The organism is Moorena sp. SIO3A2 (genome assembly GCF_010672265.1).
Taxonomy (GTDB): domain Bacteria; phylum Cyanobacteriota; class Cyanobacteriia; order Cyanobacteriales; family Coleofasciculaceae; genus Moorena; species Moorena producens.
Map to the genome: position 1 here is coordinate 403,818 of NZ_JAAHHC010000001.1, position 21,512 is coordinate 425,329.

Consider the following 21,512-nt stretch of genomic DNA (forward strand, 5'->3'; position numbering starts at 1 on the left):
TGTTAATACATTGGTATCAAAGTTGTGTTAAACTAGATAATATTGGACTCGCTCTCACTAATAATCCTTTTCCTTCTCAGAAGGTGGAGTGTCAACATAGTTCTGTTTGAACTGATTGAAGTAAGTTGAGGGTACCAAGAGCGAAACTATGCCGAAATTCTGGTTTAGACTCTACAGTAGCGCTACCATAGTATCACTTCTACTTGCCGCTGGCTTTTGGAAGACTACGCCACTCTACCATGCAGGAAACACACTACTCCCCTCACTAGCAGTATCCCCTGGCAATCAAGTAGTCGATCAGGTTTCTCCCCCAGCCTGCTCTTCTATTGATCCGATTACCAAGGGTATGAAAAAAGAACGAAGAGCAACTGGTATGGCACAATTGGCTCGATCAACAGAAGATTGGAATTTTGTGATCAATGAGTGGATTCAAGCCATTGAGGATTTGCAAGCTATCCCAGCAGACAGTCCTAAACGGATTTTTGCTCAAAAAAAAATTGCTGAATATATCAAGAACCTAGAGTTAGCTTACCTAGAAGCAGTAGCAACCACGTCATCCTTGCCCTTCTCTAGTTTTGATAACGAAATATTTGATCAGCAGCTGCGGCTTTATCTATCCTATATTGCTGCCGTTGGTAGGCCTGACATTCTCATTGTAGGTAGTTCCCGGGCATTGCAAGGGCTTGATCCTCAGCAACTCCAAAAATCCTTAGGGATATTAGGCAAAGGAGAGCTAAAGGTTTTCAATTTTGGGGTCAATGGTGCCACAGCTCAATTTGTTGACTTCCAACTCCGTCAGCTCCTGACTCCAGAACAATTGCCACGGTTAGTGATCTGGGCTGATGGGGTGCGTGCCTTCAATAGTGGACGAGTAGACCGCACCTATCAATCCCTTGTCGCCTCTGAGGGATATAAACGTTTGTTGGCAGGCGATCGCCCCACACTTCCTAAAAGTCAAAAGGAATCAGCCAATACTTGCCAAGCTATTTCTGAGTCTACTATTTCCAGTGTTACTAGTAAAATTTATCAAAAATGGGCACCGGAAACTAGACTTTGGGCAACAGCGACCTTAACTTCAAATCCGCAACCTAGACCCTGCAACCTAGACCCTGCAACCTGCAACCTGCAACTGGTTTCAAAACAGTCAACTCCCGCCAACACTGGCTATAGTACTTTTGCCATCAATGCTAATGGTTTTCTCCCTATGAATGGCACCTTTAACCCAAAAATTTACTATCGGAGCCATCCACGAGTGTCAGGGAGATATGATGCCGATTATCAGCCCTTCAGTTTTGCCGGTAAGCAGACTACTGCTGTCAATGCTATTAAAAGCTTTTTGAAGAAACAAAATATTCCCTTAGTGGTGGTTAACTTACCCCTTACCAAAGACTATTTAGATCCAGTGCGTCTGAGTCGTGAACAGAAATTGCAACAGTGGATGCTCAAACAAACTGATCAAGGATTTATCTTTATCGATATGGGGAGGCAGTGGCTAAACCAAAATCAGTATTTTGCTGATCCGAGTCATCTGAATCAATACGGCGCAGCAGCAGTGGCTAGCGAGTTGGCCGCTAATCCCCAGATTCCTTGGCCTTGACCAAATTCATAACCCAATTAATTAATTTTTTACCCTCAATCATAAATTATTTTAGGGAGTAATGGGCAGATGGATTAATACCAAATTAAAACAGTTTTATTACATTGATTAGATTAAATTTCGATAAAACTTAGATTAAATTTAGATTAAGTTGATTAGAGTAAAGGCTGTGGTGTGTATTTTAAATTTAAAATTTAAAATTTACAATGTAATTATTCAGGTTTTGGGGTGGCTTTAGAAGCTCTTTTGAGCATTTTGCCAGCGGCCTGACTCAAACTGTATTAAACAATCCAAATCTGCTGATTTTTGCTGCCAAATTTACACGTTACAGAGTTTGTCAACCCCTACACCTAAATAATTACATAGACAATTAACGATTAACAATTAACAATTAACAATTAACGATTTACCTGCATAGTCAGTGATTAAACTGGAGGAGATATTATTCCCCCAGTCTTACTTGCCTTTAAAGGCTAGTCTCTTTACATGTTGTTGAAAGCTTTCCCTTCCAAGCGATACACCCTAAAGCAATAACCTGTAACAGACCCAATAGAGAACTTGGTTCTGGTACTTGTTCGATTGAGTAGACAGTAGTTGTGCCACTGACCTCATTGTTAAGAACTAGCATCGGTGTGTCGTTAGGACTATCCTCTGCTGAGATGAAAAGCAATCCTTCAGGACCAAGATCCCCTGCTGTACCAGCCTCAGGATCTCCTAGGAAGTCGCGGTTGTTGATGTAATTGACAAAGAATGGATTTTCAGGATCGGTAACGTCATAGACTATGAAGCCACCAATCTGCTCAAAACCGATGAAGGCAAAGGTGCGACCGAATAACTCAACCACTCTGATGCCCTGGGGTTCCGGACCTCTATTGTCGCTGCGGGTATCAAAGTTGTTTTCCTCACCCTCAGCGTTGAAGAAATCCGGAAATAGGTCAGCAGTTATTTGTTCAAAAGCATCGCCACTGTCAAAAACTAGCTCTAAGCCATCCTGTGTTACCTCCCAAATTGAGAAGGAGCGTCCTCCAAAGGCAAACAGTTGGTCAAAGTCACCGTCTCCATCAGGGTCACCATTGATCGTTGAAACTTGCAAACGTCCTAGAACATCATCTTCTTGTAGAGCGATCGCATCAGGGAAGGCAGTTGGGTCTAACACTAAGTCATTTATCCGTTCATCTTCCTCGAAAAACGTTTCTTCTTCACCGTCTAAGTCACCCTCAATCCGGAGGAAATCGCCTTCGTTAGCACTAACTAAGTAAGTTATGCCGTCAACGGTATAGACATCAAGTTGGTCTGGCTGGAATAACCCAAACACTGGCCTGTTTTCGATATTGATAGCATCGTCTCTATCGCTAGTATCTAAACCATTATTAGGCTCACTGTGATCTTTGACACCGAGACCCACAACCTTGGAGAACTCATTAGTTTCTAGATTGAGAACACCAATGGCATTGTTTTCCTGAAGTGCTACCCAGGCAGTTTTACTATCGTGTGAGACAGTGATGTTTTCCGGTTCGATATCCCGATCAGGGGTAATCGGAGACTCGAATAAATCCTCAATGCCGAATTCCTCCTGGGATGAAGCCTCAATTTTTTCGAATGCATCGACAAACAGCTGCACTCCCTGGTTTTCCAGATCCTGTTTTGAGAACGAACTAAAGTCTGCAGTCTTGACAGTAGGATGCTTCGGGTCAAGAAGGTCGATAATACTAACCGACCCCTTTGGATTAACGATCTGACCTAAAGTCTCTGAAAAGGCTGGCTCTCCTTCATTGGCAACTAGTAACTTTCTGCCATTTGGGGTAAAGGTTACCGCGTCAGGCAAGGCACCAACTGTGACCGATGTTTTGAAGTTACCGTTGGTGTCAAAGAAAGCCACTGTTCCTGGATCAGTTCCCACTTCATTGGCTACGGAAACCGCTAGTAAGCCATTGCTAGAGGCAATACTGGTTGGTGTTGCCCCAAACGATGCCAGGGGGATGGTGGTGGATAACGAGAGGTTGCCTCCGACAAAATCCAGGACATCGACTTGATTGCTACTAGCATTGGTAACGAATAACCTTTGGCTGAGTGGATCGAAAGTCGATATCTCCGCCGCTCCATCATCGAAGATTCCCGTGGAAAAGGTAGAAATCGGTTTGATGTTTAGGGAGAAGGCGGCGGCAGGTGATGTTAGTATACCCAACAGCAATGTTGAGTATAAGGTTGATTGTATGATTTTAGGCATTTTTCTAGGAAAAATGGATGGACTCTGATGTTTTACCATGGTGTTCCTGGCTGTGTCTAGGTATAGGTAATACTTAGCTAATACTGTAAATGAAATGCCTCTGATCCAATTTATGATGCAATTTATATGAGCAATTTTTTATATCAGTGATCAATTTCGTGTAGTTCTAGTAATATTCACTGAGACTTCACCAAATCTTTACTGAAACTTCACAAATTCTTTACTCAATCTTTAAATAAGGAATCACCACAGCCTGATGGGATAACTTTAATTTAAAAGCTAATCCAACTTTGTTTCACGCCACTTTGGCGGTAATTTACAGAATATGATTAAGAAATATTAGCATAGTTTTGGATATCTGATTAAGTTTTTATCTAAAAACTTAATTATAACTCTGAATATTAATCATAATTACTATTTGTTTTGTTATAGTTTTTTATATATAAAACTAGCTATTGTTATTTGTTTTTAACAAATATATTAAATATTATTTATGTATAGCAGAGTGTAAAATGCCGTATCAATATTATTTAGGGTAGTTAACCTTTTTACGCCAAATTTAGAGCGTCGAGCTAGTTATACGACCAAGTATAATTTTCAATTATAACTTAATCCTGGAACGAAAAATAATTAAATTAATATAAAATTGTTTAACATTAATTTAATTATGTCGTTATTATTTGATATTTAGCTTACTATTGTTAATGGGAATATATTCCATATATTTAAAAAAAACACTAAATATACAAAAAAATACAATTATAAACTATAAAAAACTACAATAATGCAATTCGATATAGTCTAGTATAAGGTGTACATTAAGATCCCATAACTATTAAGTTGTCAAAACAATTGCTAGTAAGTAGATAATGTGATATGACCAGATAAAGTGATACCATATAAAATAGCTCCTAGGTTCTACCACACTAATGCATCTACTCCGATGCTCAAGAGTCATTGTCTAACCGGGAGGTAATCTATGACTTCTCAAGAAACCGGAGCTTCGAGCTATGCAAGGTCTGCTTTAGCACAGGGTGTCTATGGGGAGGTGAAACTGGTGAAACTAAGGTACTTTCAAAGAGATGATTGTTCGGAGGCAATACCTACTAGGACAAGGAAAAGGGCTAAGGAAAAGGCCTTGGGGTAAGAGGAATACCTTTTCCCTTTGTCCATCAGGCGAGTGTGTCATTCCCTCTAAGCATGCAACTCGCTCTAGCCCAACTGCACTAGGGTGTTCTGGCATTAAGTTTTCCTGTATTGATCTTCACCTAACCCAAGCAATTACTAAGGCATCTACAGTTCAAGGGGATAACCGAATCAGTGAATTTACCTATGGGCTTTTGTGTTGAGGTAGAGTGTCCTGCAGTAAATCGCTATTCTTAGGTAGATTCACTGAAAACTTTGCTAAGTTGGCTAAGGTAGCCATCCTGACATGGCTAACCCTAGTATCTACCTGTGAAGACATCGGTTCTAACTGTAATTGAGAGTAGGACACTATGTTAACCAAGCTGTTAGGAAAAGTTATGCTCGTTGGTCTGCTCACTTCATTAGTGAGCTGTACTCAACCAGCAGATCAATCAAAGCCTAACTTAGAGCCATCAACAATTTCTGAAGACACGAAGGTGATTGTCTTAGGTGATATTTCAAAAAATCCAGCTAAAAAGATCCGCCGCTTCCAGCCCCTGGCAAATTACCTGGCTGACAAGTTGAGTCAGTTCGATATTAAAACTGGCGAAGTAAAAATTGCCTCGGATTTTCCTACCATGATCAACTGGCTCAAAGAAGGGGAGGTACACCTATACTTCGATAGCCTCTACCCAGCCATGAGGATTAATGAAGAGTCTGGTGCTCAAGCAATTTTGCGCCGCTGGAAACGGGGTGATGCTGAGTACCACACGATTATCTTTACTATGAAAGACCGAGGGATTAAATCCCTAGCTGACCTCAAGGGTAAGAAGATCGCGTTTGATGATAGACAATCGACCTCTGGCTATATGTTACCTATGGCTTATCTGATTGAAGCAGGTTTGAAGCCTAATGAAAAGGGATCAAGCAGTGATGTAGTGGCAGCTAATGAGGTGGGGTATATCTTCAGTGATGATGATGAAAATACTATCCAATGGGTGATTAGCTCAAAGGCAGACGCTGGTGCAGTGGATAACCAGACTTTCGAGCAAGTCCCCGAGGATGTCCGCCAAGCCATGAGTATCTTGGCTGAAACAGAAAAAGTACCTCGGCAAGTCGTGATGGTTCCAGGCAATATGGATCCTGAGTTACTGGCTCAGCTCAAGAGTATCCTGAGTACCATGCATAACGACCCCAAGGGCAAAGAAGTGCTGACTAAGTTCCAGAAGACTGCTAAGTTTGATGAGTTCCCAACTCTACAGGGGTTGGAAAGGATGCAACAGTTATACAACATTGTTGAGAATCGGTAAATTGCATGGGCAGATTTAGCTGGAGACAATGGCCATTAGCCACTAAACTGACAATGACCATGACTAGCTTGGTGATTGTGGCAGTGGCTAGTGTCACCATGCTATCTCTGCACCGTGAGCAACAAACCTTTCGTAAAGAACTCAAGCAACAGGCTAATCTATTGCTTAATACTCTGATCCTAGTGACTGCTGATGCGCTCTACCTTGCAGATCCTGATTCTTTGGAGCAGGTCATGGAGCAGCTGGGGGATCAGGGGTTAGTGGAGGAGGGTTTTATCTACCAAAAAGATGGACGGATCGTAGCCAAAGCCGATTCGGTAGATGGTCAGGTGTATAGTATCGAGAGTGACCCTGTTGGCGAGAAGCTGCTAAGGCTAAAACGTGATAAGATATATGTTGATTGGGATGCTGACCAACTTACTGTTGGGAAAGCAGTGATTCTCGGGAATCAGACAGTGGGAGCGATTAGTGTCGGACTGTCTACAGCTCCCCTGAACAATAAAATTGCTGCGGTACGCAATCAAGGTCTAGTGGTGGCAATAACTGCAGCCGCTGCCGGTACCCTGTTGGCACTGCTGCTGAGTCGGTCAATCACTGAACCATTGCAACAGATGACTGCTGCAACCCAGCGTCTGGCGGCTGGGGACTTGAACCAGAAGATTACTGTTCACACCAAGGATGAGCTAGCGGTGTTGGCAGATTCCTTTAACCGGATGACTTCCCGGCTGCGAAAACTCATTGAAAGTTTGGAACAGCAAACCGCAGATCTGCGCCAAAGTGAAGGTAAAAATCGAGCCTTGCTCAATGCTATTCCAGATTTAATGTTGCACTTTAGTCACGATGGTACATTTCTAGATTATAAAGTGGCAAGGAATCAGAACTCTTTTGGGTCTTTTGATCAAGTCTTGGGTAAAACGGTGTATGATGCATTACCACTAGAGATAGCTCAACTTTATATCCGCAATGTTCAGCAAGCTTTGGAAACTGGGGAGACCCAAATCTTTGAACATGAGAGGTTTATTAATGGCCAACGCCGCCATTTTGAAGCACGGATTGTGGTCAGTGGAGATAAAGAAGTGCTGACCATTGTCCGGGATATTACGGAGAACAAGTTGGCTCAGATTGAGTTGCAACAGGCAAAAGAAGCGGCTGAAGAAGCTAACCATGCCAAGAGTGCCTTTATGGCTAGTATGAGCCATGAGCTACGGACACCCCTTAACGGTATTCTTGGCTTAAGTCAGTTGCTCTGGGAAGATGCCGAGGAGTTAGGCTATGACGAGTTCGTCTCTGACTTAAAGGAGATTTGGAACTCTGGTACGCACCTGCTCACACTGATCAGTGATGTTCTAGACATTTCAAAGATTGAAGCGGGCAAGATGAACCTGTACTTAGAAAGCTTTGATGTTACTACCCTGATAGTGGAATTGGAAAGCCTTGCTAAGCCACTGATGCAGAAAAAGAACAATAGTCTAAAGATCAGCAGTGCTGACTCTCTCGGCACAATGGTGGCTGACCGGACTAAGCTCAAGCAGGTTCTGTTAAACTTGCTAAGTAATGCTGCTAAATTCACTGAAACAGGCACGATTACTTTTAGCATTAAGCGTGAAGGAAGTAACCATAGCAATGGCAAGAACGAACTGATCTTGGAGTTATCCCAACCTTATTCGAGATCCTCAAGTGCTTCCTACACCACAATCGATATTCCTACCTCCTCCAATACCTTAGCGAATCTCGAATCTGATCATTGGTTGATATTCTCGGTAGCTGATACTGGCATTGGTATGACTCCAGAACAACTTAACAAAGTATTTCAACCATTTACCCAGGCAGATAATTCAACCACCAAAAAGTATGGTGGAACGGGTTTAGGTCTTTCCATCAGCCAACGCTTCTGCCAGATGATGGGTTGTCAAATTACGGTGGAAAGCCAGATTGGTGTTGGCTCTACTTTTAGCATCCGTTGCCCTGCTATAGTAAATGACCCCAAAACAGAAACACCTAAGGGCATTATGGGTAATGGGTAATGGGTTAAGTGAAGGCAAAAGGTATAGCACTACGCATTCAGATGTTTGACATTGTCTTGATGCAAAGCGCGAGTGGTTTGAAGTTACCGTAAGAGAGTGGAGCCTTATTAAAAAATATTTAACCCTTTTCTGCATAACCTGCCGACATTAAAGGCGACCCTCTCTAAGGTTTCGTCTCCGGGGAAACCACGGCAAAGCGCGAGTGGTTTGAAGTTACCGTAAGACAGGCTCGCCTTAATCAATAAGTTTTAACCCTTTTTTGCATAACCTACCAACCATAAAGGCGAGCCTGTCTAAGGTTTCGTCTCCGGGGGAACCCCCAAGACCGCGCTGCCTCCCCAAGACCGCGCTGCATCGCTCCTAAACTCCGAAACTTAGTCATAGCTTACTTTTAGGTGCGACCCGTGGCGAATTTAATTCGCCGAACGCGCCCCGCGTCTCCTACGGAGAACGGAAAGCGCACCTTTGACTTCTGACTTCGAACCTTTCTGACTTGCGCGTAGCGCTATAAAAGGTAAAGTTTTCACATTTGAGCTTTCACATTTGAGCTTTCACATTTCACATGACAGCTTTCTTCTTTAATTCTTCACATTTGATCCTTCATGATTTGGCTCAAATGCTGTCAGTGATACTATCAAAGTTAAATGCCTTGACCCGAACTCCTGGAACTACGATGTTACCGTAGCGCTGTACTTTGCTTAGGCCATCGACTTCTTTCAACATTTGAGGCAGGCTTTGGTTAAAGCGCAGGTTTTTAATCGGGTAGGCAATCTGACCGTCTTCAATCCAGAATGTGCCATCACGGGTCATCCCTGTGACTTCTAGGGTTTTGGGATTGACATAGCGCACATACCAAGCACGATTTACCAAAATACCTCGCTCTGTCTGGGCAATCAGGTCAGCTAGACTTTGGCTAGAACCGGACATGACAATGGGAAACAATAGTCCAGTTGGATCTTTGCCTTTCTGAGCTGCCCAATAGCGGCTATAGTAAAGGATTTGGGGAATACCGTCCTTAATCACCTCGGTGTAGCGATTACTCAATCCATCCCGAAAGCAAGTGCCTAATTGGAGTAGGGGATGAGCAGGGTCGCGTTGTACCTGCACTATAGGGCTAAACATTGGCTGACCCAAGCGGTTACCAGTGGGCTTACCGGTTTGATCACTATGGGACATAAAGGAGCGTCCTTCATCCGCTGCCCGAGCATCCATATTCCAGATTACCCAAGACAGCAATTCCGCAAAGGCAGCACCATCAAATATAACTGGGTAGGTACCTGGATTCACCTTACGGGGGTGACGTGAGGCTTTAGCTCGTTCAATTAGAGCTGTTATCGATGACTTGTCTAAAATCGGTAACTGCTCTATGGCAAAGGCGGTGCTTTGACTCCAACTCGAACCATCGTCTATACGGGCTGTAACGCTACAATCTGCCTCTGTACCTTGGTCTAACGCTCGTAACCCTTGGGAGTTGCCCACAACTCGTAAAAAGGCTTGAGTACTAAGCTTACCAGACCCTTCGACTCCTGCCTGAGCAGTTAAGGTACATACTCCCTTGACCATTTCTCCCCGTTCCAAGGGGGAAAGGTTAGCTGTGGCTTGATCGAAGGCTGGGGTGCGTTGCTCATAATCCTGGGCTTCTAGTAGGGGTACCCATTCCGGATCTTCTGGGGCAATGCGAGCCAGTTGTTCAGAACGTTGGATAGTTTGGGCAATTGCCTCTGGGTCTAGTTCTGTTGTGGTAGCAGAGGCACAACGCTTACCGAAATAACTGGTAATGGTCAGTTGGCAGCGTTGGCGGCTGATATTCTGGGTAATCTGATTTTCCGAGAAGCGGCTCAGAAATTCGTCACCAAGGCTGAGACTGACGAATACCCCTTCTGCTTGGGATTGGGCAATGACTGAATCGACTAGGGATAGGGTTTGATCTTTGCGATCGCATATCGGAGCAGCAGCTAGGGTCATTTCCTGTGGGGATGGGCTTGATAAGCAGCTAATTATTCTAGTAAAAAAATATTATCCTGTAGTATACCAAAAATGTCTCAGCTTATAGGAAAAGGGTGAATGAGAAGGATACCTCTGCTAGCTACCACTATCATCAGTTTTGGTTTGACAAGTATTGCTCAAGCTCAAGGTCAAAAGATTCCTGAGTATAAAGGAACCAAGCAGTTGATGGAAGGTCCATACTCCAATAACCTGGATGCGGCTTCATACTTTCAAGTTGGCGTGAAACTGTACGGACGCCGGGACTTTCCTGGGGCAGAGCGCGCTTTTCGTAAAGCCCTTGAGTTTGACCCCTATATGGCCATGGGACGCTATTTGTTGGCGAATACCTATTTGCAGCAGGGTAAGAACCAGCTGGCATTGGAACAATACCAAATTGCTATTGCCCTTGACCCAACGTTGTCACAAGCTTATTACAACTTAGGCATTGCTTTTTACAAGGAAGGGGCACCCGATAGTGCGATCGCTGCTTATCGACAGGCGTTGTCTTTCAATCCCGAATCAGCCGATATTTACTATAACTTAGGGTTAGCTCTGGAATCTCAGGGTAATCAAGAAGAGGCGATCGAACACTACCAAGCCACCATTCGCCTAGACCCAGATTATGGCAAAGCTTACTATAACATGGGACTGATTTTAGTCGAGCAAGACCAGATTGGACCAGCAACTACTGCACTCAGACAAGCAGTTCGCACTCAACCTAAATTGGTGAAAGCACACTACCAGTTGGGACTATTACTGGTGGAGCAAGGGGAAAAGTCAGCGGCAGAGGAATCCTTTAGGGAAGCAGTTAAGGTTGACCCGAAGTTGGCCCCGGCTCAGTATCAATTAGCGGTAATTTTGTTTGAGAAAGGAGAGTTGGCGGAAGCGATTACTCGGTTTCGCTTGGTGACGGAACTGGAACCGGAAAATGTGGATGCTTACCGACAGCTAGGGGCAGCACTGACAGCGAATGGTGAGTACGCCGAAGCAGTTACCACACTCAAATTAGCTGTGCAACTGGATCCTTACCACGCCTTGACCCACTACAACCTTGGTGTTGCTCTACAACAGCAAGAACAGTATGAGGAAGCCATGGCTGAATATCAGCAAGCTCTTAGCCTGTCTCCGGCATTAGCAGAAGGTCATTACAACTTGGGTGTAGTCTTAGAAAAGTCTCAACAGCGAGAGGAAGCTCTCTCTTCTTTGGTCAAAGCTAGAGAGTTATTCGCCTTTGCAGGTAATGAGGAGAAGGTGACAGAGGTTGATGAGTACATCAAGCAGCTAGAAGCACAAGAAAAGTTGGTTGATACTCAAGAAACTCCTGAGGTAGACTCTCCTGAAATTCCACAGATGAAGTCTCCTGAGATTCTGGAGGTAGAATCCCAAGAAACTCCTAAGGTAGATTCCACTGAAACTGAACAGATGGAACCGGAAAAGTCTGAACCAGAAAGAGGGATTCCTAAGCTTTAGATGGGTAAGCGGTCAATATCGGCGTTGGAGCCAATGATAACCATAAGCATATCTTTGTACAGCAGTTGATTAGGGTCAGGGTTAATCTCAAATTCAGCATCTCCCTTGATAGCCAGGACAGTCAAGCCATAGCGCTTGCGCAATTCCAGTTCCATAATGCTTTTGCCATCAAATTTTTCTGGCACTCTGACCTCGACAATACTGTGCTTAGAGTCTAGGTCAAACCATTCCAAGATGGATGGTTTGGTGAGGGAGCGTGCTAAAGCACAACCTGCGTCATTCTCAGGAAAAACTACATGATCGGCTCCTACCCGTTTTAACAGCTTGCCATGAACTTCTGAGGAAGCTTTGGCAATGACGTAAGGAACTCCTGCTTCTTTTAAGTTGAGGGTGGTGATAATGCTTTCTTGTACATAGTTACCGATGGCAATAATTACTGTATCAAATTCCAAAATCCCGGCTTCTTTCAATGCTGAGGGTTCTTTTGAATCGAGCTGCACAGCATGGGAAGCTATTTTATTGGTTAACACTTGGGAAACTAGTTTTTCATCAATATCAGTACCCAGAACCTCATAGCCAAGTTGGTAGAGTGTGGAACAGACGGCTCGACCAAAACGCCCTAATCCAATAACGGCAAACTGTTTATTTTCTTTGGGTAGGTTACGCAAGAATGTTAAAAATGATAGATTCACGATGCCTCCTGTGACTTGCTTAGTGTATCCCTTGTAGTTTTAGTAATTTTTTACGTCTTACTTGTTTATTCTTAAGTATTAATTGCCATTTGCCATTGGCAAGCAAGTAGACCTTTTCCCTAGGATTATCCCACAAGTAAGTTTTCTTCTGGATACTGAACTGCGCTGGGACGGGGTTCTCCTAGTAGGGATGCCATGAGCAACAAAACTCCAACCCTGCCAATGTACATTGTTCCAATTAAAACTAGCTTTGCCCAGGTAGAAACGTCTGGGGTAATCCCTGTGGAAAGACCGACAGTAGCAAAGGCTGAGACGACTTCAAATAAAATCTGAATAAAATCCAGGGTTGGCTCAGCTAGTGAAATTAAAAGTGTTGATATAATTACTGTAGCGCATGACCCTACTAAGACTCCAATCGCTTTTAGAATTAGTTCAATTGGTACCTGACGCTTATATAGATAAACGTCTTCTTTTCCTTGTAAAATTGCTTGGGTAGAACTAACTAAAACTCTTACTGTTGTAGTCTTGATGCCACCACCTGTTCCCCCGGGACTGGCTCCAAAAAACATCATGGTAATGGTAATAAATAAACCTGCTGTGGTCATTTTACCAAGATCAATGGTGTTAAACCCTGCGGTTCTGGTGGTCACTGACTGAAACCAGGCTTTGATAAATTTGTCTGATAATGTTGAAGCTCCTAGAGTGTTATCATTATTAAACTCAATGAATAAAAATGCTATTGTTCCCACTATTAACAAAAAGATAGTGGTGCTAGTGACTACTTTAAAATTCAGGGAAAATTCCAGAGACTGACGTCGTCGGAGAATGCGATCGCGCAACCAAAGATAGAACTCAAAAATTACCTGTTGACCAATGCCACCGCAGATAATTAGAGCTGTGATCACTAGATTGAGGAGAAGAGATGACTGATAACTTGTCAAACTGTCTGGGAAAAGACTAAATCCGGCATTATTCCAAGCACTCACACTATGAAAAATGGCTAACCAGAATCCCTGGTATAATCCATAATCGGGAACAAACACTAGTAAAAGTAGAAAAATGCCTGTGATTTCAAAAATTATTGCTGTGGCAATGATGGAACGAATTAATGCTGCACTGTCTTGTAAACCTTGTCGATCTAAAGCTTGTTGAATGGCGATTTTCTGCTTCAATTTGAACTTGCGCCCTAGTATTAAAATGAGAAATGTGGTGGTGGTCATATAGCCCAAACCACCAATTTGAAAGAGGGCAAGCACAATCAACTGTCCCCAGAAGGAAAAATAGGAGCCAGTATCGACAACCACTAGACCAGTAACACAAACAGCAGAGGTTGAGGTGAATAGTGCCACCATCGGGTGAGTCCATGTGCCCTCACTAGCAGCAAATGGCATCATTAGCAAAATAGTTCCGATGGCAATTACGGAAAGGAATCCAAGGCAAATGGTTCGGGGAATAGTCATTGGTCATTGGTCATTGGTCATTGGTCATTTGTCTTTGTCATTGTTTATTTGTGATTTGCCATCTGTCAAGACCCTTTTCCCTTAGTAGCGGGTCACAGCCTTCTCCCGTCGAATTGGGTATGGTTTATGGAAGTGAGAACCGCTATAGTTGGTGATACGGAACGATGCTACTGGACATAATATGACATTGAGTCTTGAAAAATTGAGTCTTGAAAAACAGATTCAGGAATTTTATGATGCCTCTTCTGGCTTGTGGGAAGCAGTTTGGGGTGAACATATGCACCATGGCTATTATGGCTGGGCGGGTACTGAGAAGAAAAACCGACATCAGGCACAAATTGACTTGATTGAGGAATTGCTCTGTTGGGCTGAAGTGGAGCAAGCTAGTACTATTCTGGATGTCGGTTGTGGGATTGGTGGGAGTTCACTTTATTTAGCGCAACAGTTTGAAGCAAATGTTACTGGAATTACCTTAAGTCCAGTTCAAGCATCACGAGGGACTGAACGAGCGCAAGTGGCTGGGTTGGCAACACGGGTTCAGTTTCAGGTTGCTAATGCTTTGGATATGCCTTTTGCTGATGAAACCTTTGATTTTGTCTGGTCGATGGAGAGTGGAGAACATATGCCGGATAAGCAACAGTTTCTTCAAGAATGTTATCGGGTGCTGAAACCTGGGGGAAGGTTTTTAATGGCAACTTGGTGTCATCGTCCGATAACCTTGGCGACGGGACAATTGACAACAGATGAACAGCAGCATTTGGCTGAGATTTATCGGGTTTATTGTTTGCCTTATGTGATTTCTTTGCAGGAGTATGAGGAAATTGCTGGCAATTTGAATTTCCAAACTATTCGGACGGCGGATTGGTCAGATGCGGTTGAACCGTTTTGGGATATTGTGATTGATTCTGCTTTTGAGCCGAAAGCGCTTTTAGGGTTGCTCAATAGTAATTGGAAAATTGTGGAAGCGGCACTGTCGATGGGGTTGATGAGTCGAGGGTATCGCCGGGGCTTGATTCGTTATGGGTTGTTGTCTGGAACCAAGTGAAGGGAACAGGTCGGAGTTGTAGAACATATGAACTATAGCAATCCGATCTGATTCGTGAAATATAGTGGCCGAATCGCTATAACCCTTGCCCAGCAAGGATTTCCTATTTTGCTGATTGAAAAAATGATTTAGTAGGATTGCTATAGGTACTATCAGAGCAAGCTAAAACCGATGAGGGGGCTATAGTTTTAGTCCAAATTTTCTGCATAAGTGACATGCTCCTATAGCTAACTGTATTTTGTAGCTTTAAATTTTAACTAGGGGTAAGTCATGAACCACTTTACTATAGTGATGGAGTTTTTGGGCGATCGCGAAAGATTCCTGAAGGAGGTTGACCAAGGGATTAGGATTGATATCAAAATTATCTCTTTATTAATTGCCAGCTCGGCATTTTTTGGGATTTATGGTGCAATTATCGGCTCGTTTAGTAGCCCTCTCCAGATTATCTCTTCAGCTATCAAATTACCGGCGCTATACTTGTTAACGCTGTTGATTTGTTTACCGACTTTATATTTTTATGAGATTAGCTCAGGCTCTAAACGTAGTTTTGGGCAGTACCTAGCTTTGCTTTTGGCGGCGACATCTGTGATTAGTGTGATGCTATTTGGCTTTGCTCCTATCACTCTCTTTTTCCGTCTCTCGATTGATGATTATACATTTTTTCAGCTCTTAAATATAGTAATATTTGGCATCACTGGGTTAATTGGTGTCAATGTGTTTTACCAATGCATGGGATTGATCACTGAGCAAGAAGCTGAAGAAAACAAATCTCGCACTAGACTTCTTAAAGCTTGGTTAGTGCTGTATGGATTTGTTGGGAGCCAATTGGGATGGACCCTCAGACCATTTTTCGGAGATCCTGGGGAACCTTTTGCCGTATTTCGCGAGCTAGAGAGTAATTTTTATCTGCATTTGTTGGAGTTAATTGGTAAAGTGCTGGGTTGGGGTTAAGGCTTACTATTGATTTGTTGTTTTGAAGCCACACTTGTGGCAGCTATAGCGCTGCCCGCAGCGCTATTTATTCTATCGATAACGGATGGGATTGCTTGGGTGGAAGTAAGAGGACTTGATTTATTCGCGGTGTGATTTTCACTACTGACTGGTGGGTGATTGGGATTGGTTAAAGATATCAGAAAATGGTGTAACAGGAGCGAGATGATATGTCATCAAATTTAGGGAATTTACAGATTACGTCAGAAGATATCAGAAACCTGGTAGATCTGAATTTTGCTAAGCTTGTGGCTATTGATTTTTGTCGGGGGTTTATCTTTAAGAAGCCTAAGCATATGTTATCGGTTCTGTTAACTGAGATATTTATATTGGGTCTGAGTTTAATTTTATTTTTGCCTCCAATCCTGATTTTTATGAAAAATTCTGGCAATTTGCCTGAAGACCAGGCTGGGACAACGGGGCTATTTAGTCTATTGGTGGGATTGTTTGTGTCAGGAATAGTGATTGGGAATGTATATTTATATAAACAAGGGAAGCGAATTAAGTCTTTGGTTAGGTTAATGGATCAGGTTGATAACTATAATGGTGTGATTAAAGCGATTGAGTTAGCTGAACGGATAGAGGCGATTGAGGGGTCAAGTACTGAGTTGAAACAATCTGAAAGCCGTAAAAAAGTTATTGACTCTCTAGCTATTACTAAACAAAGTTTAGTGAATGCTTTACAAGTAGAAAATTTAATCAGAAGTCATGATAATTTAATTGACAGTCGTCAGGTATTGTTAAGCAATCTTGATGATAATTTTGCTACTTTGATGGCTTTTGAGCTGAGTGAGGAAACTGGTGAGTATGGTCGCTTACTTAATCAGTCTCTTCAGATTGGTATGAGTGTACATAAGGAGGTGATAAATTTACAAGGTAAGCGGTAGTTAGTTGAACGCGATCGCGTGGCCGAAAGGCCAAGGTTGTCTGTCAGAATGCAGAATTAAGAATGCAGAAGGCAGAATGTAGAATGTAGAATGTAGAATGTAGAATGTAGAATGTAGAATGTAGAATGCAGAATTACAAATTCTTAATTCTTAATTCTTAATTCTTAATTCTTAATTCTTAATTCTTAATTCTTAATTCTTAATTCTTAATTCAAAAATAAGGTAAGCTGATACCTAATCCCTATTAGATAACCATTTTTCTTTGATGCGTTGGATTTGTGCTTGAAAGAGGGCTGCTTTTTCGGGATTGACCATGGCGATGAAGTTGGCATAGCCTTGAATCGCTGCGATTACATTACTGGAGTTTCCCCAGTGTTTGCTGTCTGGACCGTCTTTTTCGATTTGATAGAGGGTGGCACGGAAGCGTTTTAATTGTTTTCTGGAAATATTGAGATGGTCGTTGACTACAATTCCTGTTACTTCTTGCTGCTGGGATTTCCGTAGGATTCGGGTCTTTTGTTGATTGATAGTAAACCCTTCGTGAGCTACTACGGAGCTGGTGCGTTTTAGGAGTTTACCGATAAAGCGGAGGCTATTACCGGAGGCGGAAAAGGTGAGATCATCGGCATAGCGGGTGTAAATAAAGCCTAAGTCTGTGGCTAGTTTGGTTAGTCGGTGGTCTAAACGACGGCACAATATGTTGGTAATGGCTGGTGAAGCGGGGGAGCCTTGGGGGAGGTGGCGATCGCTTGTGGCTACGTAGTAGGTTTTGCTATCTAGTTCGACTTCTTCGATGTCCGCTTCTGTACATAGTAATCCAAATACTGTTGCTGCTGCTTCTGAATAACCGAATGACCGGAAAAGTCCTTTGACTCGTTGGTAGGAAATGGATGGGAAGAAGTTTTTGAGGTCAATGTTGATAATGACATCAGCACCAACATGAGGCTGGGCGTTGGTTACTATGGAGCGATCGCGTCGAAAGCCGTGAGCTGCATTGTCTAGTTCTAGTTTTTCTAGTATGTTGCTGAGAATCCAGTGTTGTGCTTGTTTTAGTTTTGGTTTGGGTGCGGAAATTAATCGCTCTCCACCGGTTTTTTTGGGAATCTTGAAACGAATGTAGTGAGATATGGTGGCGGTTTTGCGATTAAATGCGAGAAAGCGTAGTTGTCCGAGGGTAATCCCCATGGCTTGAGCAATTTGTTGGGGTGTGCTAAGCAGCGGTAATTTATAGGTTTCTAATCGTATGCGATCGCTTTCGGTATGGTTTAGACCTGGGGATACTTGCTCACCGAGATAGAGTATTTCCTGTTCCTGGCGTATAGCCCACGCTTCGGCACGTTCGAGCCGTTGTTGTTCCCGTCGTTGTTTGGTTTCCTGACGCTTAAGCCTAGACTGGGCTAACCGTTCTTTTAGCAACCGCTTACGCAGTGCTTGTTCGTTTTGTAGTTTCTTACTTTCTTGGCGCAGTTGGGCTAGTTCTCGCTGGAGTTCTCCCCGCCGTCGAATTTCATCAGCTGGATCTTCTGGCATCTCACCTTGTGCTGGCCAAAATCCGTAGCGAATCATTTCTTCGAGGACGAATTCTTCTTTACCTATTTGGCGGATGCGATCGTAGAGTTCCTGACGGGTACGGGGTTGGTCTGACATGGGAACTATTTTTTAGTTTTTAGGTTGGTTGTTCGCGTAGCGTGGCCGTTCGCGTAGCGTGGCCAAAAGGCCAAAAGGCCAAGGTTGTTTGTTATAGCGCTATGGGCAGGGAATAGGGAACAGCGGATCACCGGAACAAAGAAGAGGCAAGAGGCAAGAGGCAAGAGATAAAAAATCCTCTGTACCTGATTAGGCTATAAACCGCTATACATTTTTTCCCATTGTCTTGATGAAGTCGCTGATGGGGGAAATTCCCTTTGGTGGCACCGGTACAGGCAGTTATGGGTGATTGTCAACTGCGCTTTTTCAATTTTAGCTGCTTGCACAAGAGTGTTCCAAGGTGATAGACAGAGCGGTAAGGGGCAGCCCTTTCGATACATCACAGCAGATTCATTTTTGACTAATGTTGCCAGATTTTCAGTTTGAGATACACTCGCAATCCCGTTATATATCACTAGGCATTAAGGTTAGGAAATTTATAAAAGCTGAAAAAGGTGCGACCCGTGGCGAATTTAATTCTTAATGCGGAAAGCGCACCTAAGTTTTTGTAGTCAACTTTAGCATGCATGCCCGCCCTGCTTACTAAGGGGGGTTAGGGGGGATTCCTCTTGCCTTGCGGGTAGCGCTATATGCGTCTTGACAACCTGGGATGGCTTAATCGGCATAGGCATAATCACCATAGAACACAGACAGGCAAAGTATATCGAGCACAATCAAGATTTTTTTCAGTTGTTTCATAGCTAGAACAGCTAGTGTAAAAATTTATTATTGACCGATGCTAATGTAATCACAACTATTATCACAAGTAGTTTATGATTAATTTTTTTTACTCTATTTTAATGTCCATCAGGAAATGATTGAATTTGTCCTACCTGTTGATTGAAAGGCTAAGCAGTGGATACATAAACCAATTTATCGTAAAAATTCCTGGAAAATAAATTATTATGACTCGAAGCTCCTGACTCGAAGCTCCTGACTCGGAGGATAGTTGGTTATGTCGAACTGAGGTAATTTTCAATTATCAATTTTTAATTGACGAAAAACACTGATGGTCTATAGATAAATCAGCAGCTAAGATCGATGAATTAACAGATCAGATGTGATAGGAGATGACAATGTCTGTACCTACCCGTACTCCTTTACCAATTATCCTAATTCGTGGGTTTGGCGGTCTCAATATTGAAGAGGAACAGCGCTTAACCTACCAGGGCTTTAACCAAGGCAGTGTCTATGAACACAAAAAGGGAACAAATGAGATTTATGAAGGATTAATCCTGAGTTTCCTCAAGTCAGACTGGCAATACCAGGATGCTACTAACGTGGTGACCTTTAGTAGTCGGGAAATTGAAGATGAACCAACCCTGCCTCGGAAACTAAAGTCTTTGCAGCAAATGCTCCAGGATGGCAAACCCCTGCCATCATCACTTCAGTGGTTAAAGGATAATGGTATTTTCGATAAATTTAAGCGCCTCAAAGAAGAAACCTATACTTTAAACTATCCAGACAAAACTGAACAAAAAAGATATTTTTCAGGGGATAAAGTAGTCATAAACCCAGAGATGTCAGAATACTTTTTGGAGTCTATCAAAGAGCCTTGGCGCTCTATTTGGGTATTTCGCTACTATGACCTAAAAGAGCGTAAATTTGACACCTATGGTAATGCCTTGGTGCGTCTGATCTACTTAATTCGTGAACTAACGGCGAATCAAGCAGGTGTTAAACCTAAGGTTAACATCATCGCCCATTCTATGGGTGGGTTAATCGCTCGCGAAGCAGTTCAAGTCACCTATCCCAGCCTTGGTCTTAAGGCTGAAGACTACATCAATAAAATTATCACTTTGGGCACTCCTCACCAAGGCATTACCTTCCAAATCTTAGAAGATTGGCTGGGTTTTGGGGGAGAACTAGGAGCTCAAGAAGAATTAGAGCGCTTTAATCTCAAAAATCAAAGTAAGCTCAACAACCCCTATTCGTTCCAAAATTTTGAGAAACACTTTCCCTTAGAACGACTTTTAACTATTGTTGGCACCAACTATAAGTCTTACAATTTGCGACAAGCCTCCTTTCTCAACCGCGTTTTCTCCCCGAGATATGAGTTTGGTTCTAACTATAACCGTAGTGATGGCTTAGTTAAGCAATTCTCTGCCCAAATTCCTGGGGCACCCCGTACCTTTATCCACAAATCCCACGGTGGTTTCGACTCCGTGATTACTTCCCGAGAAGCATTTGAAGTAGCAACGCGCTTTTTCTTTGGGAATGTGCGATCGCGTTTACGTTTTGTCAACGGCCAAATCACTCGGGGTAAGGATTGGTTTGGCAAAAGTGAGTTCTTTCTGGGAGTATCCATTAAACCCCGTCTGGTGGATTTTGAACTGTTCCACCAGAGTGAGGCTGCGGAAAACTGCTATGGTCCGTTTATTAAAGAGGATTTGACCGACGAAAAGCCAGCATTTCCTTGGGCAGATGGCAAAAATCTGATCTGGGAAGGGTACTTGAATACCATATCGATTCTAGAGGATGAGAGCATCCCAGCCCAAGAGAAAGACATGGTCTTACGGCTGGACTTTTACGTCGGTGAGCGGGATTTGTTAGGTCTTGGTTTCTCTGACAATGTCATCTTCCGCAAACAATACTATATTCGGGTTCTGATTGCCAAGACACCCATAGAACTCTACCTCCATAGCGATGAAAAATTTTCTCAGCCAGATTTTACCGCCAATCCCGCTGATAAGATGAAAGAAGTGGATGGTGCCTGGGAATTTCAAGTGCAAGACACTGGATTTGAAGGAACCTTCCAGATCGAAATTGATTGTCTTCCTGAACAGGGACATCCAGAACCGTTCCTTTCCGGGATAGAGTAATGGGTAATGGTTAATTAGTAATGGGTAATGGGTAATTGGTAGTTGATGATTACCGATTACCGATTACCCTGACCCAAAAATCCAGCCACTATTTGGTAAGTGATTGTAAGCTATCAGCGTGTCGCGTATCAGCTTATGCGCTACTTGAGGTGCTACTTGAGGTAGTTATGGGCTATGGGCAAGCTACACCG

Annotated in this window: 14 protein-coding genes; 8 read left to right on the plus strand and 6 right to left on the minus strand. The window is 43.0% G+C overall.

The genetic code is table 11. The features are described from left to right. The first annotated feature begins 148 nt into the window (after window positions 1–148). The gene (locus F6K64_RS01765) at window positions 149–1,597 is read left to right on the plus strand and encodes a hypothetical protein (protein WP_008183121.1); all 1,449 of its coding nucleotides are present in this window, start codon (window positions 149–151) and stop codon (window positions 1,595–1,597) included. Window positions 1,598–2,063: 466 nt separating this feature from the next. Here the strand turns inward: F6K64_RS01765 and F6K64_RS01770 are convergent, their stop codons facing one another. Beyond that, window positions 2,064–3,824, minus strand: a complete 1,761-nt coding sequence (locus F6K64_RS01770) for a choice-of-anchor I family protein (protein WP_287264718.1) — start codon at window positions 3,822–3,824, stop codon at window positions 2,064–2,066. A gap of 1,496 nt (window positions 3,825–5,320) precedes the next feature. Here F6K64_RS01770 and F6K64_RS01775 point away from each other — a divergent pair. After that, window positions 5,321–6,259 carry a phosphate/phosphite/phosphonate ABC transporter substrate-binding protein gene (locus F6K64_RS01775; RefSeq protein WP_008183124.1) on the plus strand — a complete coding sequence of 313 codons (939 nt, stop codon included), beginning with the start codon at window positions 5,321–5,323 and terminating at the stop codon, window positions 6,257–6,259. Window positions 6,260–6,264: 5 nt separating this feature from the next. After that, window positions 6,265–8,283 carry an ATP-binding protein gene (locus F6K64_RS01780; RefSeq protein WP_071986863.1) on the plus strand — a complete coding sequence of 673 codons (2,019 nt, stop codon included), beginning with the start codon at window positions 6,265–6,267 and terminating at the stop codon, window positions 8,281–8,283. 612 nt (window positions 8,284–8,895) lie between these two features. On the opposite strand, the gene F6K64_RS01785 is transcribed toward F6K64_RS01780, so the two are convergent. Then, window positions 8,896–10,248: a TldD/PmbA family protein gene (locus tag F6K64_RS01785; RefSeq protein ID WP_008183128.1), complete on the minus strand. Its 1,353-nt coding sequence runs from the start codon at window positions 10,246–10,248 to the stop codon at window positions 8,896–8,898. 99 nt (window positions 10,249–10,347) lie between these two features. On the opposite strand from F6K64_RS01785, the gene F6K64_RS01790 reads away from it, so the two are divergent. After that, window positions 10,348–11,739 (plus strand): tetratricopeptide repeat protein, encoded by a 1,392-nt coding sequence (locus F6K64_RS01790; RefSeq protein WP_008183130.1) that lies wholly within the window; start codon window positions 10,348–10,350, stop codon window positions 11,737–11,739. Here the strand turns inward: F6K64_RS01790 and F6K64_RS01795 are convergent. Beyond that, entirely contained in the window at window positions 11,736–12,431 is a 696-nt protein-coding gene (locus F6K64_RS01795) for a potassium channel family protein (protein WP_044492856.1), read from the minus strand. The two genes, F6K64_RS01790 and F6K64_RS01795, sit on opposite strands and share 4 nt — an antisense overlap. Window positions 12,432–12,556: 125 nt before the next feature. After that, entirely contained in the window at window positions 12,557–13,891 is a 1,335-nt protein-coding gene (locus F6K64_RS01800) for a TrkH family potassium uptake protein (protein ID WP_008183134.1), read from the minus strand. A 181-nt stretch (window positions 13,892–14,072) separates the two neighbouring features. Between F6K64_RS01800 and F6K64_RS01805 the strand changes: the two genes are divergently transcribed. The 3 genes from F6K64_RS01805 to F6K64_RS01815 all read left to right on the plus strand — a co-directional run bounded on the left by F6K64_RS01805 (window position 14,073) and on the right by F6K64_RS01815 (window position 16,813). Next, window positions 14,073–14,936 (plus strand): methyltransferase domain-containing protein, encoded by an 864-nt coding sequence (locus tag F6K64_RS01805; RefSeq protein WP_287251526.1) that lies wholly within the window; start codon window positions 14,073–14,075, stop codon window positions 14,934–14,936. 270 nt (window positions 14,937–15,206) lie between these two features. Further along, window positions 15,207–15,887 (plus strand): hypothetical protein, encoded by a 681-nt coding sequence (locus F6K64_RS01810; RefSeq protein ID WP_008184809.1) that lies wholly within the window; start codon window positions 15,207–15,209, stop codon window positions 15,885–15,887. 209 nt (window positions 15,888–16,096) lie between these two features. Further along, entirely contained in the window at window positions 16,097–16,813 is a 717-nt protein-coding gene (locus F6K64_RS01815; RefSeq protein ID WP_008184811.1) for a hypothetical protein, read from the plus strand. 234 nt (window positions 16,814–17,047) lie between these two features. Here F6K64_RS01815 and F6K64_RS01820 read toward each other — a convergent pair whose 3' ends face one another. Both F6K64_RS01820 and F6K64_RS01825 read right to left on the minus strand, forming a co-directional pair. Continuing rightward, on the minus strand, window positions 17,048–18,460 hold the full coding sequence (locus tag F6K64_RS01820; RefSeq protein WP_008184813.1) for a reverse transcriptase family protein: 1,413 nt from the start codon (window positions 18,458–18,460) through the stop codon (window positions 17,048–17,050). 5 nt (window positions 18,461–18,465) lie between these two features. After that, window positions 18,466–18,624 (minus strand): hypothetical protein, encoded by a 159-nt coding sequence (locus F6K64_RS01825; protein WP_154659803.1) that lies wholly within the window; start codon window positions 18,622–18,624, stop codon window positions 18,466–18,468. 951 nt (window positions 18,625–19,575) lie between these two features. On the opposite strand from F6K64_RS01825, the gene F6K64_RS01830 reads away from it, so the two are divergent. After that, window positions 19,576–21,321: an esterase/lipase family protein gene (locus F6K64_RS01830; RefSeq protein WP_008184815.1), complete on the plus strand. Its 1,746-nt coding sequence runs from the start codon at window positions 19,576–19,578 to the stop codon at window positions 21,319–21,321. Window positions 21,322–21,512: the final 191 nt, after the last annotated feature.

Bases quoted from the DNA above. Each gene is read 5' to 3' on its own strand.
- F6K64_RS01765 (WP_008183121.1), top strand. From the start codon at position 149: ATGCCGAAATTCTGGTTTAGACTCTACAGTAGCGCTACCATAGTATCA.
- F6K64_RS01770 (WP_287264718.1), bottom strand. From the start codon at position 3,824: ATGCCTAAAATCATACAATCAACCTTATACTCAACATTGCTGTTGGGT.
- F6K64_RS01775 (WP_008183124.1), top strand. From the start codon at position 5,321: ATGTTAACCAAGCTGTTAGGAAAAGTTATGCTCGTTGGTCTGCTCACT.
- F6K64_RS01780 (WP_071986863.1), top strand. From the start codon at position 6,265: ATGGGCAGATTTAGCTGGAGACAATGGCCATTAGCCACTAAACTGACA.
- F6K64_RS01785 (WP_008183128.1), bottom strand. From the start codon at position 10,248: ATGACCCTAGCTGCTGCTCCGATATGCGATCGCAAAGATCAAACCCTA.
- F6K64_RS01790 (WP_008183130.1), top strand. From the start codon at position 10,348: ATGAGAAGGATACCTCTGCTAGCTACCACTATCATCAGTTTTGGTTTG.
- F6K64_RS01800 (WP_008183134.1), bottom strand. From the start codon at position 13,891: ATGACTATTCCCCGAACCATTTGCCTTGGATTCCTTTCCGTAATTGCC.
- F6K64_RS01805 (WP_287251526.1), top strand. From the start codon at position 14,073: ATGACATTGAGTCTTGAAAAATTGAGTCTTGAAAAACAGATTCAGGAA.
- F6K64_RS01810 (WP_008184809.1), top strand. From the start codon at position 15,207: ATGAACCACTTTACTATAGTGATGGAGTTTTTGGGCGATCGCGAAAGA.
- F6K64_RS01815 (WP_008184811.1), top strand. From the start codon at position 16,097: ATGTCATCAAATTTAGGGAATTTACAGATTACGTCAGAAGATATCAGA.
- F6K64_RS01820 (WP_008184813.1), bottom strand. From the start codon at position 18,460: ATGTCAGACCAACCCCGTACCCGTCAGGAACTCTACGATCGCATCCGC.
- F6K64_RS01830 (WP_008184815.1), top strand. From the start codon at position 19,576: ATGTCTGTACCTACCCGTACTCCTTTACCAATTATCCTAATTCGTGGG.